This window comes from Agathobaculum sp. TL06 (assembly GCF_054658635.1).
In genome coordinates this window covers 35,211-49,407 of record NZ_BAAGGY010000005.1, presented here as the reverse complement: position 1 = coordinate 49,407, position 14,197 = coordinate 35,211, and the positions used below count along the sequence as shown (strand labels likewise).

General features: G+C 57.5%; 13 protein-coding genes. 11 read left to right on the top strand and 2 right to left on the bottom strand.

The genetic code is table 11. The features are described from left to right. Positions 1 to 45: 45 nt before the first annotated feature. The 10 genes from purN (at position 46) to ACYQ3S_RS04195 (ending at position 10,798) form a co-directional block, all read left to right on the top strand. The gene (purN, locus tag ACYQ3S_RS04240) at positions 46 to 669 is read left to right on the top strand and encodes a phosphoribosylglycinamide formyltransferase (protein ID WP_459687476.1); all 624 of its coding nucleotides are present in this window, start codon (positions 46 to 48) and stop codon (positions 667 to 669) included. Between the two features lie 19 nt (positions 670 to 688). Continuing rightward, positions 689 to 1,402, top strand: coding sequence for an IMP cyclohydrolase (locus ACYQ3S_RS04235; protein WP_459687475.1), 714 nt, complete (start codon positions 689 to 691; stop codon positions 1,400 to 1,402). 10 nt (positions 1,403 to 1,412) lie between these two features. Further along, the gene (locus ACYQ3S_RS04230; RefSeq protein ID WP_054328058.1) at positions 1,413 to 2,588 is read left to right on the top strand and encodes a phosphoribosylaminoimidazolecarboxamide formyltransferase; all 1,176 of its coding nucleotides are present in this window, start codon (positions 1,413 to 1,415) and stop codon (positions 2,586 to 2,588) included. Continuing rightward, positions 2,585 to 3,169 carry a hypothetical protein gene (locus ACYQ3S_RS04225; protein WP_459687474.1) on the top strand — a complete coding sequence of 195 codons (585 nt, stop codon included), beginning with the start codon at positions 2,585 to 2,587 and terminating at the stop codon, positions 3,167 to 3,169. The genes ACYQ3S_RS04230 and ACYQ3S_RS04225 overlap by 4 nt, the downstream gene beginning before the upstream one ends. Continuing rightward, the gene (locus tag ACYQ3S_RS04220; RefSeq protein WP_459687473.1) at positions 3,166 to 3,720 is read left to right on the top strand and encodes a hypothetical protein; all 555 of its coding nucleotides are present in this window, start codon (positions 3,166 to 3,168) and stop codon (positions 3,718 to 3,720) included. Before ACYQ3S_RS04225 ends, ACYQ3S_RS04220 begins: the two co-directional genes overlap by 4 nt. Further along, positions 3,717 to 4,967: a phosphoribosylamine--glycine ligase gene (gene purD, locus ACYQ3S_RS04215; RefSeq protein WP_459687472.1), complete on the top strand. Its 1,251-nt coding sequence runs from the start codon at positions 3,717 to 3,719 to the stop codon at positions 4,965 to 4,967. The genes ACYQ3S_RS04220 and purD overlap by 4 nt, the downstream gene beginning before the upstream one ends. Positions 4,968 to 5,025: 58 nt before the next feature. Continuing rightward, positions 5,026 to 5,550 (top strand): hypothetical protein, encoded by a 525-nt coding sequence (locus tag ACYQ3S_RS04210; RefSeq protein WP_459687471.1) that lies wholly within the window; start codon positions 5,026 to 5,028, stop codon positions 5,548 to 5,550. Between the two features lie 484 nt (positions 5,551 to 6,034). Beyond that, positions 6,035 to 6,592: an RNA polymerase sigma factor gene (locus ACYQ3S_RS04205; protein ID WP_459687470.1), complete on the top strand. Its 558-nt coding sequence runs from the start codon at positions 6,035 to 6,037 to the stop codon at positions 6,590 to 6,592. After that, positions 6,585 to 7,367 carry a hypothetical protein gene (locus ACYQ3S_RS04200; RefSeq protein WP_459687469.1) on the top strand — a complete coding sequence of 261 codons (783 nt, stop codon included), beginning with the start codon at positions 6,585 to 6,587 and terminating at the stop codon, positions 7,365 to 7,367. The genes ACYQ3S_RS04205 and ACYQ3S_RS04200 overlap by 8 nt, the downstream gene beginning before the upstream one ends. 101 nt (positions 7,368 to 7,468) lie before the next feature. Next, positions 7,469 to 10,798, top strand: coding sequence for an S-layer homology domain-containing protein (locus ACYQ3S_RS04195; protein WP_459687468.1), 3,330 nt, complete (start codon positions 7,469 to 7,471; stop codon positions 10,796 to 10,798). Positions 10,799 to 10,853: 55 nt separating this feature from the next. Here ACYQ3S_RS04195 and ACYQ3S_RS04190 read toward each other — a convergent pair whose 3' ends face one another. Further along, positions 10,854 to 11,081: a hypothetical protein gene (locus ACYQ3S_RS04190; protein ID WP_459687467.1), complete on the bottom strand. Its 228-nt coding sequence runs from the start codon at positions 11,079 to 11,081 to the stop codon at positions 10,854 to 10,856. Between the two features lie 82 nt (positions 11,082 to 11,163). On the opposite strand from ACYQ3S_RS04190, the gene rlmD reads away from it, so the two are divergent. Further along, a complete protein-coding gene (rlmD, locus tag ACYQ3S_RS04185) occupies positions 11,164 to 12,795 on the top strand; it encodes a 23S rRNA (uracil(1939)-C(5))-methyltransferase RlmD (RefSeq protein ID WP_459687466.1) in 1,632 nt (543 codons plus the stop codon). A 164-nt stretch (positions 12,796 to 12,959) separates the two neighbouring features. Here rlmD and ACYQ3S_RS04180 read toward each other — a convergent pair whose 3' ends face one another. Next, positions 12,960 to 14,174 carry an AlbA family DNA-binding domain-containing protein gene (locus tag ACYQ3S_RS04180; RefSeq protein WP_459687465.1) on the bottom strand — a complete coding sequence of 405 codons (1,215 nt, stop codon included), beginning with the start codon at positions 14,172 to 14,174 and terminating at the stop codon, positions 12,960 to 12,962. Positions 14,175 to 14,197: the final 23 nt, after the last annotated feature.

Genomic DNA, 14,197 nt, shown 5'->3' with positions numbered 1-14,197 from the left:
AGTTTGATTCAATGCGCGCTGCGGCGCGGAAAATGGAGATCCAATATGATAAACATCGCAGTTTTGGTTTCTGGCGGCGGTACAAACCTGCAGGCGCTCATCGATGCGCAGCAGGCGGGCAAGATCGAAAACGGGCGCATCGCGCTTGTCGTCTCCTCCAATCCGGACGCGTTTGCGCTGGAACGGGCGGCGAAGGCCGGCATCCCCTCCGCGGTGCTGCGGCGCAGGGAGTTTGCTTCCCCCGACGCATACGGCGCTGCGCTGGACGCGCTGCTGCGCGAACGGGAGATCGGTCTGGTTGTGCTCGCGGGCTTTATGACCGTGCTCAGCGCGGATTTCTGCCGCCGGTATGAGAACCGCATCATCAATATCCATCCCTCGCTGATCCCCGCGTTCTGCGGAGAGGGCTTCTACGGGCTGCGCGTGCATGAAGCGGCTTTGGCAAAAGGGGTGAAGGTGACCGGCGCAACCGTGCATTTTGTATCTGAAGTGGTGGACGGCGGCGCGATTATCTCGCAGAAAGCGGTTGAAGTGGAGGACGATGACACGCCGGAGACGCTGCAGAAGCGCGTGATGGTCCAGGCGGAATGGCAGCTGCTTCCGCAGGCCGTGTCCGATTTCTGCGCGGGCAGGCTGACCGTCGACGGCGCGGCCGTCAAGAGAAAGTAAAAAGGAGTGTGTTTGCGTTATGAGCAAAAATGTGTTCAATATCGCGGATGAGCTGGTGTCCAACACCTATCCGGGGCGCGGCATCATTTTCGGACGCACAAAGGATAACAAAAAAGACGTTATTGCCTATTTCATCATGGGCCGGTCGGGGAACAGCCGGAACCGTGTGTTCGTGGAGACCGAGGATGGGATCCGCACGGAAGCGTTTGACCCGTCCCGAATGACCGACCCCTCCCTGATTATTTATCATCCGGTCCGTGTCTGCGCGGGCAGGACGGTCGTGACCAACGGCGACCAGACGGATACGATCTGCGACTATCTGCGCCAGGGCAAAAGCTATATCGACGCCCTGCGCACCCGCCAGTTTGAGCCGGACGCGCCCAACTATACCTCCCGCATTTCCGGCGTAATCAACGAGGACGGCTCGTACAGCCTGTCCATTCTCAAGAACTTCACCTCCGACCGGACATCGAACAAGCGCTTTTTCTATGAATATGACAAGCCGGTGCCTGGGCTGGGCCATTTTATCCATACCTACCTGTGCGACGGCGACCCGCTGCTCCCGTTCCGCGGCGAGCCGAAATGCGTCCGCATCGAGCTGCCGCTGCAGGAGTTCGCGGATATGATGTGGGACAGCCTGAACGAACAGAACAAGATTTCGCTCTTCGTGCGGTATATCGATCTGGAAACGGGCAAATACGAGCAGGTCATCAAAAACAAGCATGTGAAATGAGGTGAAACGAATGAAAGAACTGGCACTGAAATACGGCTGCAACCCCAACCAGAAGCCTGCGCGCATTTTCATGACCGAGGGCGAGCTGCCGATCGAGGTTCTGAACGGCAAGCCGGGGTATATCAATTTTTGCGACGCGTTCAACGCGTGGCAGCTGGTCAAGGCGCTGAAAAAGGCGACCGGCCTGCCGGCCGCGGCGTCCTTCAAGCATGTGTCGCCCGCGGGCGCGGCGCTGGGTAAGCCGCTGACCGACGTGGAAAAGCAGATCTATTTCGTGGAGGCCGACCACGAGCTGTCGCCGATCGCATGCGCCTACATCCGCGCGCGCGGCGCGGACCGCCTGTGCTCCTACGGCGACTGGGCGGCGCTGTCGGATACCTGCGACGCGGATACCGCAGCGTATCTCGCGCGGGAGGTGTCGGACGGTATTATCGCGCCGGACTACACTGCCGAGGCGCTCGAGATCCTCAAGACCAAGCGCAAGGGCGGCTACAACGTGGTTAAGATCGATCCGGACTATGCGCCGAAGCCGGTTGAGCAGCGCGATATCTTCGGCATCCGCTTTGAGCAGGGCTACAACGATTATGAGATCAACGAAAGCCTGCTCACCAATATCGTGACCGAGCAGAAAGAGCTGCCGGAAAGCGCCAGACATGATATGATCCTCGCGCTGATCACGCTCAAGTATACGCAGTCCAATTCCGTGTGCTATGTGAAGGATGGTATGACCATCGGCGTGGGCGCGGGCCAGCAGAGCCGCATCCACTGTACGCGCCTTGCGGGCAATAAGGCGGATAACTGGTTCCTGCGTCAGCATCCCAAGGTGCTGGGCCTGCAGTTCAAGGAAGGCATCCGCCGTCCGGACCGCGACAACGCGATCGACGTATATATTTCGGACGAATACGAGGATGTGCTGGCGGAGGGCGTTTGGCAGAATACATTCGCGGTCAGGCCGGAACCGCTCACCCGTGAGGAGCGCCTGGCATGGATCAAGGGTAATGCCGGCGTCACGGTCGGTTCCGACGCATTTTTCCCGTTTGGGGATAATGTGGAGCGCGCGCGCAAGTCGGGCGTGCAGTATATCGTCCAGCCGGGCGGCTCGATCCGCGATGATAACGTGATCGAGACAGCGAACAAATATGGCATTGTGATGGCGTTCACCGGAATGCGCCTGTTCCATCATTGAGCCGGAGCAACGCTTCCGGCGCGGCGGTCTGGACGCTGGCGGCCTTTGCCGCGCAGATAGCGGCGTCCCTGTTCCTCAATGGGACGCTTCGGCCGGCCGGTATGCTGCTGATGGCGCTGTGCTATCTGATGAACGCATTTGCGGCATTCCGGCTGCGCTGCTGGGTCGCTTTGGGCGCGTCAGCGGTGGGCGCCCTGCTCACGGTGGCGGTACCGAACGGCACGGAACCCGCCTGGGTCGGCAATATGGCGGTCAACCTGCTGTTCCTGCTGTTCTACCTGCCGATGGAGCGTGATTTTGACCGCCGGCTGCGCGCGGCCGACGCCTCCGCGCAGACGCTGCGCCTGGGCCGCACCTGGGCGATGGCGACGCTTGTGCAGCGCGGTGCGTCCATGATGGGCTTTCTGCCGTATTTTGAGGGGCAGGCCGAGCTTTCGGTCCAGCAGGGCGTGTATACCGCGCTGTTCTGTGTGCAGATGGGGCTGGAGGTTGTGGCGCTGCTTGCGGCGGTGGTTTCCTATGTTTGGATGGTGCGGTATCTGTGGCGCGCGAAAACGCTGCTTGCGGAGGGTAAAGTATGAACGTTCTCAAAAGCTACTACGCCTATCTGGGGATCGCGGCCGGCATTGTGATTAAGCTGGCGATGCTGGGCAGCACGGCGCTGGCGGGCAACTGGATGCTGGAGCTGGTGGCGTATGCCGTGATCTCGGCGGGCGCGCTTTCCCAACAACAGGCGTCTCCGTGGTTCCGGCGGGCGAGTATCACAGCGGATGTGCTGATCGGCTTTACGGTGGTCTGCGGGCCGGCGGTCCTGCCGCCGTATTGGGGAGATATCCTGGAGTATGCTTCGCTTGTGCCGCTTATTCTGCTCGGCTGCATGCTGCTGCTTGCGGCGGCGGACCAGATGCGCGCGGCGGGGCGGCAGGTCATTCTGGAATGGGTGCTGGTGGCTGTATGGAGCACAGGGTATATTCTGTGGCTCGTCATGGCGTTCGGCTGGCTGGAGGAGCCGGTCGTCGCGCAGGGGCTCCGGATCGCCGGCATGCTGCTGCCGCTGGCCCATGTCGCTCTGCTGGTGGATATGTTCCGCGCCCAACAGCAATACATCCGTATGGAGGTAGATAAATCATGAAAGTTTTGGTAATCGGCGGCGGCGGCCGTGAGCACGCGATCGTCCACGCCTTGAAAAAAAGCCCTAAGGTAGATCATATCTGGTGCGCGCCGGGCAACGGCGGCATCGCGCAGGAAGCGGAATGCGTGGAGATCAAGGCGACCGATATCGACGGTGTCGTTGCGTTTGCAAAGGCACAGCGGCCGGACCTGGTGATGGTCGCGCCGGATGATCCGCTGGCGCTGGGCATGGTGGATGCGCTCGAACAAGCGGGCATCCGCGCGTTCGGCCCGCGGAAAAACGCGGCAGTTATTGAGGGGAGCAAATCATTCGCCAAGGAATTGATGAAGAAATACGGCATCCCCACCGCGTCCTATGCGGTATTTGAGGATTCCGCCGCCGCGATCGACTACATCAGGCGGAACGGTGCGCCGATTGTGGTCAAGGCGGACGGCCTGGCGCTGGGCAAAGGCGTGACGGTGGCAATGACCGAGGAAGAAGCGGTTGCCGCGGTCAGGGACGCGATCGACGGGCATGCGTTCGGCGGCGCGGGCGCGCGCGTGGTGATCGAGGAATACCTGACCGGTCCCGAGGTTAGCGTGCTGGCGTTTGTGGACGGGAAGCACCTGAAAACCATGCCGTCCGCGCAGGACCATAAGCGCGCCTACGACGGTGACGAGGGACCGAATACCGGCGGCATGGGGGCGTTTTCCCCCTCCCGTTTCTATACGGAGGAGATCGCGGCCGCTTGTATGGAAACGATTTTCCAGCCGACGGTCGCGGCGATGGCCAAGGAGGGGCGGCCGTTCAAGGGCGTGCTGTATTTCGGTCTGATGCTGACGCCCAAGGGACCGAAGGTGATCGAGTATAACGCGCGGTTTGGCGATCCGGAAACGCAGGCCGTGCTTTCGCGGCTGGAAACCGATCTGTTCGATATTTTCAATGCAGTGATCGACGAAAAGCTGGATGAAATCGAGATCCGTTGGGCCGACAACGCTGCGTGCTGCGTTTGCATGGCGTCCGGCGGCTACCCCAAGGCGTATGAAAAGGGCAAGGAGATCACCGGCCTTGCGGATGTGAAGGATTCGTTCGTGTTCCACGCGGGTACGGCGGTCAGGGACGGTGCATTCGTCACCAGCGGCGGGCGTGTGCTGGGCGTGACCGCGGTCGCCCCCACGCTGGAGGAAGCAATCCGCAAAGCGTATGCGGATGTGGAAAAAATCCATTTTGAGGCGGCGCATTACCGCAGGGACATCGGCGTTAAATAAGCGATGCACGGCGCGGCAGGGAATCCGCGCCGTGTTCCATAAGGAGAGATACCAGAATATGAAAATAGAGCAACAGGAACAGATATTGGGCTGTATGTCCGATGTGCTGAATCAGAATGGATTCCGCGCGGAGGTAATGCGGCAGGAGGGGGCGCCGACGCTGCTGCGGTGCGAGGCCATGCGCCAGGGCAAAGTGGCCAAGGACGTTGTGATCGAATGCTGCTTTATCCCGATGCAGCTTCCGGCGGAGGATATGGGGCTGCTGCAGTTTTTCGTCACACTGTTCCAGGGCGCGCCGGATACGCATGAGACGCAGCTTCGCAAGGCGTGCGCCTACTGCAATGATTTCTGCGCGCTGGGTGCGTTCGGCTTTTTTGAGCAGGCAGGGCAGATCTACCTGAAGCACAATACCTTGGTGGATGGCTCGCTGGAGCTGGAAAAGATCATCCCGTTTGTTGCGGATAATATCTCCGTGCTGCTGGCAGCGGTCGCGCGGTTCATCGATGGGCTGGCCCAGATCGCTTACGCGGGTATGACGCTTGACGCGGTGATCGATCAGGAGCTGTTCCCCAAGCTGGGCTGAAACGGCTGCCGCAAAACATCGGATAAGCGCGGAGGAACCGCGCGAAAAGAGAAACACAAAACAAAAGCAGCCGGAAAGGCTGCTTTTTATTTGCGCACGGATTAACGTTGAAAACATAGAATAGGGGATTTTTTTGTAAATATTGGTTGTATTTTCATAAAAATGAATAAATGGTCTTTTTAGAGCGCCGATATGACGCATGATAGAAAGCGGGAGCCGTGAAAAATATCCGCGCAGCGGGCGGCGGAGACTTTCCTCCGCGCCTGATTTCGGGTATAGTATAGTCATATCAGGGAAAGAGTCTGCGCCGCACGGCCGGCGGCCCGGCTCGCGTTTTTTTGAACCAATCGGCGGGAGGCCGGCTCTTATTGACAGGTGTACCAAAACAGGCGGCGCATAAACCGAAAAAATTTTTTGAACCGATTGCCGTTTCCGGTGCTCTTATTATCAGGTACACCGAAAACGGAGAAAGGACATTGCAAGCATGACCGATGAAGAACTGGTCCGCCGGATGCAGCGGGGCGATATGCAGGCGTTTGACGAGCTGTATGCGCGCTATAAAAACGACGCCTACCGCGTGGCATGCCTGATTACGGGAAACCGTGCGGACGGTGAGGATTTGACGCAGGAGGCGTTCGTCATCTGCGCGCGGTCGATCGGATCGCTGAAAGACGGTGCGAAATTCCGGCCGTGGCTGCTGAAAACGCTGTCACGGGCGGCGTGGAAGTACTGCCGGAAAACCAAACGCGAGACGCCGGTCGCGGAATTCTTTGAAACCGGAGAGGCGGAAAGCGCGCTGTCCACCGTGCTCCGCACCGACGAGCAGCGGCGGCTGTATGAAGCGCTGTATGCGCTGGATGAAAAGCGGCGCATCGTGACGATTCTGTATTACTTTGACGACCTTCCGGTTAAGGAGATCGCGCGCACGCTGGGCGTGACCGAGGGTACGGTAAAATCCCGCCTGTTTTCCGCCCGCCGCCATCTGCGGCAGGCGCTGACCGCAAAAGAGGGAAAGCCAAAGGAGGCTGCAACAAATGGATGAAATGAAGATGGACCGCACGATCAGGGAAACGATGAAGCAGTGTGCAGAGGGGCTGGAAGCGCCCGACAAGCTGAAGACACGGATTGATTTTGCGCTGAAGAGCGGAGCGCCCGCAGAGCTGCGCCGCCGGCCCAAATGGGGCAAGCGTCTGGCCGCGGTATGCCTGGTGGCGGCGGTTGCCGTGACCGGCGCGGTCGCGGGCAGCGGCGTTGTAAGCTGGGGATCGAGTACCCGCTTGGATAAGAACTGGACGGATTTTGAAAAAACAGCCGCTTATGTGCAGGAAAACGTAGCGGGGGCGAAATATGTTGAGTCGTTCTCGAACGGCTTCGCCTTTGAAAAGGGCTACGAGAACACGACCGATAAGCGGGACGAAAACAACCATACTCTGGGTTCGTTTACCGGTATTCAGCTCAATTATGAGCAGGATGGCGTGAAACTGACATTGACTTTTGATCCGGTGCAGGAGGAAGGCGAGTATACCTCTCCCTACGATACGGTGCGTACGGTGGCGGGTACAGAGGTACACTACCGCGAGATGGAGGGTATTTATCTGCCGGCTGATGGCAGCAGCCAGCCCACGGCGGAGGAACAGGCGGCGTTCGACCGCGGCGAGATCAACATTGCTTACGGTTCGGATGAGCGTGAGGAAGAGGTGTTTTACCGCGTATCGTGGATCGACGGTGGCATCGCTTATTCGATCCATACCTTTGACCCGGGCAGCCTGACGATGGATGATTTCTTCCAGATGGCGCAGGAGGTCATTGAGGCGTAAAAAACAGGCAAACCGCTGTTGACAAGTCGGCAGCGGTTTGCTAATATATAACTGTACTATTACATACAGTACAGATAATACACAAAGGTGAGGTGTATCCCATGAAAAAACGGTTGGCGGCATTCGCAACAGCGCTTGCGCTTCTGCTGCCGCTCGTGCCGGCGGAGGCGGCTGCAGCGGGCGGGTACGGGCAGTACGGGTTTACCGAGGTAAAAACGCAGGGTACAGGCGACGGAACATACCATCTGCTGCGGCATACGGATACGGGCGCACAGGTCGTATGGCTGGAAAACGGCAGCGAAACGCGTGAGTTTGCGATCGGCTTCCGGACCCCGCCGCAGGACAGCAAGGGCGCGAATCATGTGCTGGAGCATGCCCTGCTCAACGGAAGCGAGCAATATCCGCTCAATGACCTGATGCATATTCTGCGCAACAGCTCGGTCGCGCAGGAATTGAACGCGTATACGAGCGAGGATTATACCACCTATGTTTTCCGCACCGAGGCGGAGCAGGACTTTTATAACCTCGCGGATATTTATACGACGTGCGTGCTGTTCCCGCTGCTGCGCAGCGAGCCGAATATTTTCAAGCAGCAGGGCATCCGCATCGAATATGCGGACGGAAAAGCGCAGTATAACGGTATTGTGTACAGCGAGCTGCGGCTGAAAAGCCTGGATACGGACCAGAATTCGCTGGATTTTGTATCCGATAAGCTGTATGAAAACCTCTATGGCGACTCCCCGGCAACCTTTGATTCCGGCGGCGCGATACCGGAGCTGCTCGACCTGACCTATGAGGACGTCATACGGGTATACGACACCTATTACCGCCCCTCCAATATGCTGGTATATACGGCGGGAAAGCAGGATATCGGTAAAACGCTCAAAATGCTGGATGGATATTTGGACAAAACAGACAAAGGCGAAACGCCGGCTGTGACCATCCAGGCACAGCCGCTCGCACAAACGCAGATCGTACAGGAGTATAATGTGACCGGTTCCACGCAGACGGTGGACATCGGCTTTATGGCGCATGGGCCGAGCATCCTGGATACCAGGAAGATGGAGGCCTGGGGCGCGATGCTGACCTGTCTGCAGCGGCAGCTTGGCGAGGCGTTCCCCGAGGCGCTGCCCTATACGGTGGGCGGCAATGCGGGCGGTATCTACAATGTCGGCGTGATCCTGTCCGAGGTGCCGGTGGAGCAAAAGGACGAGGTGGTTGCGGTATTCCAAAGGCTGCTGGAAGAGGCGGCGCAAAACGGCTTCCCAGCCGCGTTACTGGACGAAGCACTCGACCAGCAGCAGGAAGCGCAGCAGTTTGCGCGGGAAGAGGTATTTATGGGCTTCACCTATGCGGAGGACCCGTTCGCCTGCATCGACCGGTCGGACGTTTTTGATGATTTGCGACAGGATATGGCGTATTTTAAGTCGCTTGCGGTGGAATGGAAGGACAGTAAGTTCCAAACAATCGTGATCTCCGGCAATGGCGCGGCCAAGCAGTCCGTCCCCGAACTGCGGCTGGACGCGGCCGGATTGGAGCAGGTGAAGCGGGACACCGAGGCGTTTAACGCCTGGCTGGACCAGCCGGACGATCCGGCGGTGCTCGCCAAACTTCCCACACTCGACCTGGACGCCTTTTCAGAGGACCCATTCTCCATGAAACAGACGAGCCAGACCACGGAGGGTGTGACCTGGTATTTCAATGAGGCGGCGGATACGGAAGCGCCGGTATGTTCTCTTTATTTCCCGATCGAGCTTCGGCAGGAGGACGCCGCCGTATGGTGCCTGCTGTGCGAATATCTGAACGATCGGTTCGAGAAGGCAGGGCTGTCCCTTTATACCGGAATGTCCTCGGGTGAACGGTATGACGCGCCGGATACGCTTCAGCCTGCATTCGTCCTCGGCGGCGGAGTGGAAACCGGAAAGGCCGCGGATGCGGTACAGGCAGCGGCAGAGCTGCTGCGCGGACAGCCGTTGGCGGATGCGGCGGCGTTCCGCACCTTTCTGACCGAACGGAGAGACAGCCTGCGCGCACAATATCGGGACCCGTATTACTATGAATACAGCATGATGCTGCAATCCAGCACCCAGGCAAACCGCTTCATGGACCGCGTTCCGGTGGGCTTTGTCATCTCGTCTATGTCCTATAAGGCGTTTATTGAGGAAGCGGCGGCAGACGCGGGCGGGGACGCCGCCCTGCTCGAACAGATGCGCACCCTGCTGGAGCGTGTGCTTCAGCGCACAGGGGTGGAAGCGGAGTTTACCGGAAGCCGCACGGATTTTGAAGCGTTCCGGCGCGCGGCCGCGGCATTTGTCGCGGCGCTGCCCGCGGGAACGGGCGTATCCTCCTGCGAATGGATTTCCGGCGGCTGGCCGAGCGCGCTCGTGGTATCCTCAAACACGCAGGACGCCAACCATGTCATGCTGACCGGCCAGTTCCGCACGCCGCCGGAAAATATGGCGGTTTACGATGTGCTGGGGCCGCTGCTGACCGCGAAATATATGCTGCCGGAGCTGCGCGACAAGCGCGGCGCCTATGGCGCAAGCCTGCGGTTCGATGCAAACGGCGTTACCATGGTTTCGTCAGGCGGCGTGAGCGTGGACGAGGCGGTGGAAGTGTTCCGCGGGGCGGCGGATTACCTGCGGTCGATGCAGCTTGCGCCGAGCGAGCTGGCGGGCTTTCAGGTAAATGCGGTCAACGCCTTTGACATGGACGCGGAATGGTCGCGGGCAAGCGGTCTGGGCCTGGCGCGGTCCGGACGTACCCAGGCGGATTATGCGGCGGAACGCGCGGCGATCCTTTCTCTGACCGAGGACGACCTGAAGGCCTGCGCGGATGAGCTGGAAGCCATGGTCGCACAGAACCACGTATTTGCGCAGACGACCAAGGCGGCGGGAAAAAACGTACAGTTTCCGTTTGCCGCGCGGGTGGATGCGGCCACGGGCAAGGTCACGCCGCTGCTCAAGACGAATATCCCAGGGTCAGATGATACGGCGCCGGTCACACGAGGGGAGGCGGCGGTGCTGCTGGCGGACAGCCTGGTCGATCAGACTGCGGTGGAGCAGCCCGAGCGGGCGCGGTTTGCAGATGTAAGCCCAGACAGTGCGCACGCGGCTGCGCTGGCGCGGCTGCATGACCGCGGCCTGCTGAACGGCTATGCGGATGGCAGCTATCAGCCGGACGCGCCCCTTACCCGCGCGGAATTCTGCGTGATTGCTTCCGCGCTGTCCGACAGCGGTTCCGCAGCGGGGGCGCCCGTGTTTACCGATGTATATCAAGGCTATTGGGCGCAGGCGGAGATTGAAAAAATGGCGGCGCAAAACATCCTCCGAGGGGACGGGAACGGCCGTTTCCGGCCGGAGGAGCCGATCACCGCGCAGGAGATCACCTTGATTTTGCAGCGCCTTTCTGCGGTGAATCAGGGGGAATAAGAGGAAAAATAGAACAAAAAGCAGAAAAGCGTCCGTATGGACGCTTTTCTGCTTTTTAAAACCGCTCGCAGTAGCCCTCGCCGCCGTTGGCCAAGGACTTGAGCGCCTGCTCGGACCGCTCGCTCGGGTCGTCCGCAATGGAAACCGCGTCGGTCAGCGTCTCCTGCGTCTCCCGCGGCAGATCGAAGAACCGCTCCATCGCGCGGGTGTTGTGTCCCATCTCATTGAGGAAAGAAAAGGGGATATCCGCGGAGACGCGCTTTTTCTTTTCGTTTCGTTCCATTCGTACCGCTCCTTTCGATTGCAGTATGTGCCGGAAGCATGATATAATACGGATACAAACCGGAAAAGGAGCGCCGTGAGGAATGGAGCTTATCAAAAATAAAATTTATCGCTGCCAGATCAGCGATTATACTGCGGATGGCACGGGGTTCGCCAAAATCGGGGGACGCGCGGTGTTTGTCCCGCGCACCGCCGTGGGCGACCAGTGCGACGTACGGCTTGTCAAGGTGACGAAAAACGTCGCGTTTGGCCGTGTGGAAAAGCTGGTTGTGCCTTCCGGCGCGCGCATAGAACCTGCCTGTCCGGCGGCAGGACGGTGCGGGGGCTGCTGTTACCAGCACATCACCTACGAGGAGGAGCTGCGTGCGAAAGAGAAAAAGGTGCGCGACGCGCTGACCCGTATCGGCGGGCAGGACGGCGGCAGGCTGCTTGGCATTACCGGCGCGCCCGCTACCGTGCATTACCGGAACAAGGCGCAGTATCCGGTCGGGCGGGATAAGGAGGGCGGCATCGTCACCGGCTTTTACCGGCCGCGCAGCCACGAGATCGTGCCGGTCGAGCGCTGCCTGATCCAGTCGGAAACAGCCGACCGCATTGCCGCGGTTGTACGCTCCTGGATGCAGGAGTTTGACGTGCCGCCGTATGATTACAGTGCAAAGCGCGGCGCGGTGCGGCATATTTATGTCCGTGTGGGTGAAAAGAGCGGCGAGAGCCAGTTGACGCTGATTACGGCGACACGCAAGATGCCCGCGCTGGAGGTGCTCGTGAGCCGCCTGCGTGAAAGCGAGTCGGCGCTGATCGGTATTTTGCTCAACCACAACCAGCGCGGCGATAACGTAATACTCGGCGACCGGACCGACGTGCTGTGGGGGGAGGCCATGCTGGAGGACCGGCTTTGCGGACACTCGTTCCTGCTTTCGCCCGAAGCGTTTTATCAGGTCAACCATGCCCAGGCCGAGCGACTGTACGCGTGTGCGGCGGACTTTGCGGGGCTGACGGGAGAGGAGACCGGGCTGGACCTGTACTGTGGCGCAGGGACGATCACGCTGACGCTGGCGGAACGGGCGAAAACCGTGATCGGTGTGGAGATCGTGCCGGAAGCAGTGGAGAATGCCAAAAGGAACGCGGTGCGGAACGGAATGGAAAACGTGGAATTCCTGTGCGCAGACGCAGGGCAGGCGGCGCGGCAGCTTGCCGGACGCGGCATCGATGTACTGGTTGTCGATCCGCCGCGAAAGGGCTTGGACGAAGCCGCGCGCGACGCGATCCTGAAGATGCTGCCGCCGCGTGTGGTGTATGTATCCTGCGATCCGGCCACGCTCGCCCGCGACGTTGCGGAGCTGTGCGGCGCGGGCTACCGCCTGGAAAAGGCGCAGGCGTTTGACCTGTTCCCGAGGACGAGCCATGTGGAGACGGTTGTACTTTTGTCCAAACTCAATACCAAGCAGCATATCGAGGTGGAGTTGAATCTGGACGAGCTGGATTTGACATCGGCGGAGAGTAAAGCCACCTATGATGAGATCAAAGCCTATGTGCTGGAAAAGCACGGCCTGAAGGTGTCCAGCCTGTATATCTCCCAGGTTAAGCGGAAGTGCGGGCTAGATGTGGGGCAGAATTATAATCTGTCAAAGAAAGAAGATGCCAAAGTGCCGCAGTGCCCGCCGGAAAAGGAAGCGGCTATTATGGCGGCACTGAAGCATTTTAGAATGATTTGAGGAGTCGTTGCTTTTCTGACACAATCACTAAGCATGTATCAGAGTTCAGAGTTGGTTTATCTGACGGATTAACTTAATCACATAGTAGCACCGGCGGAGAAATTGTAGCTCCGCCGGTGTTGTTTTATTTAATTAACATATGGTGGTGTCCTAGCTCTCGGACTTCAGTCATTTTCTGAAATTGAAACAGCTCCTAATGTGGTATATCGTGAGAAAAACAATTCATCAATGATGGACTCCGCGTTATACTCTTTCCCCCAAAGCTCAAGATGGCGTTTATCAATCGTATAAAGGCCAGTCTTAGGAATACGATCATCAGTCACAATAGTAGTGGTTCCAAAAATTTTGCGATGGTTTTGAATTGCTTCCCACATTTTGATGTTATCTTTTTGCCAATCTGGATGTACTTCAAGGACGAAATCGTCATAATACATAACAGGTTGGAATTGTTTTCTCACAGTTAGTGATTCATATTTTTTTGCATATGCCACCTTATGTGGGAATAACATCCCCATTATATTGGTATATGCTTTTTTATATGAGCTTAGTATAACCATTGGGAGTGTCATGTTTACACTCGAATCTTCTGGATCATTATTTATCAGCAAGATCCTCATTCTTGAGCTACCATCAGCCATTATCTCAAGAAAATTATTTGTGTGCGCGGGTAGGTGCCCGTTTTGAGTGGACACTCCTCCTGGGGTATAAACGATGGAATTCCCAACGTATGATAGATTAAATGATGGCATCTCAGTTGCTAATCCTTCAGCGATTGCCTTCAAGTCTACTCCATTAAAGGTATCAATAGCAACTTGAATATCAGATGCTACCAAGGTGAAACCAATATCAACATATCCGTATATGTTATTGGAGTTTTCATACACTGGTGGTATTGATACTTTCTTCTCCATTTTGGCCAGCAGCTGTTCTCTTTTATTGTAGATTTGCGAAAGCTTTGAAGAATCCTTGATGGCAAACGAACCAGATGAAAGTCGTTCATAAATCTTACCACTACTAGTTATGTATGGCGGTTCGGAACCCTCGTCAATTTTAATTACATATACAACGCTGGTGTCAAAGGTAAACTTTTTCACATCAAAAGAAGGAGTAGGCGTTATAGAGTCGTGAATTGCTGTATGAATTCTCTGCTCGTTCCATTCGGCACAACCTTCAATCTGTTTGTCATCAGAAACGCCAAGGAAAATATAGCCGCCAAACGTATTTGAAAAAGCAGATACTTCTTCCATCATTTTTTTAGGGGAAACTCTATCATCTTTGAGTTCAAAATAGAATGATTCATCGAAATCTATTTCAGAAATAGCAGACTGGATATCTGCTGGAGTTAAATTCATCCATTCTTTTCCGTTTATATTAACCATTAGACTATTAATCACCTTCTATC

Bases quoted from the DNA above. Each gene is read 5' to 3' on its own strand.
- ACYQ3S_RS04235 (WP_459687475.1), top strand. From the start codon at position 689: ATGAGCAAAAATGTGTTCAATATCGCGGATGAGCTGGTGTCCAACACC.
- ACYQ3S_RS04220 (WP_459687473.1), top strand. From the start codon at position 3,166: ATGAACGTTCTCAAAAGCTACTACGCCTATCTGGGGATCGCGGCCGGC.
- ACYQ3S_RS04200 (WP_459687469.1), top strand. From the start codon at position 6,585: ATGGATGAAATGAAGATGGACCGCACGATCAGGGAAACGATGAAGCAG.
- purD (WP_459687472.1), top strand. From the start codon at position 3,717: ATGAAAGTTTTGGTAATCGGCGGCGGCGGCCGTGAGCACGCGATCGTC.
- purN (WP_459687476.1), top strand. From the start codon at position 46: ATGATAAACATCGCAGTTTTGGTTTCTGGCGGCGGTACAAACCTGCAG.
- ACYQ3S_RS04205 (WP_459687470.1), top strand. From the start codon at position 6,035: ATGACCGATGAAGAACTGGTCCGCCGGATGCAGCGGGGCGATATGCAG.
- rlmD (WP_459687466.1), top strand. From the start codon at position 11,164: ATGGAGCTTATCAAAAATAAAATTTATCGCTGCCAGATCAGCGATTAT.
- ACYQ3S_RS04230 (WP_054328058.1), top strand. From the start codon at position 1,413: ATGAAAGAACTGGCACTGAAATACGGCTGCAACCCCAACCAGAAGCCT.
- ACYQ3S_RS04180 (WP_459687465.1), bottom strand. From the start codon at position 14,174: ATGGTTAATATAAACGGAAAAGAATGGATGAATTTAACTCCAGCAGAT.
- ACYQ3S_RS04210 (WP_459687471.1), top strand. From the start codon at position 5,026: ATGAAAATAGAGCAACAGGAACAGATATTGGGCTGTATGTCCGATGTG.
- ACYQ3S_RS04190 (WP_459687467.1), bottom strand. From the start codon at position 11,081: ATGGAACGAAACGAAAAGAAAAAGCGCGTCTCCGCGGATATCCCCTTT.
- ACYQ3S_RS04195 (WP_459687468.1), top strand. From the start codon at position 7,469: ATGAAAAAACGGTTGGCGGCATTCGCAACAGCGCTTGCGCTTCTGCTG.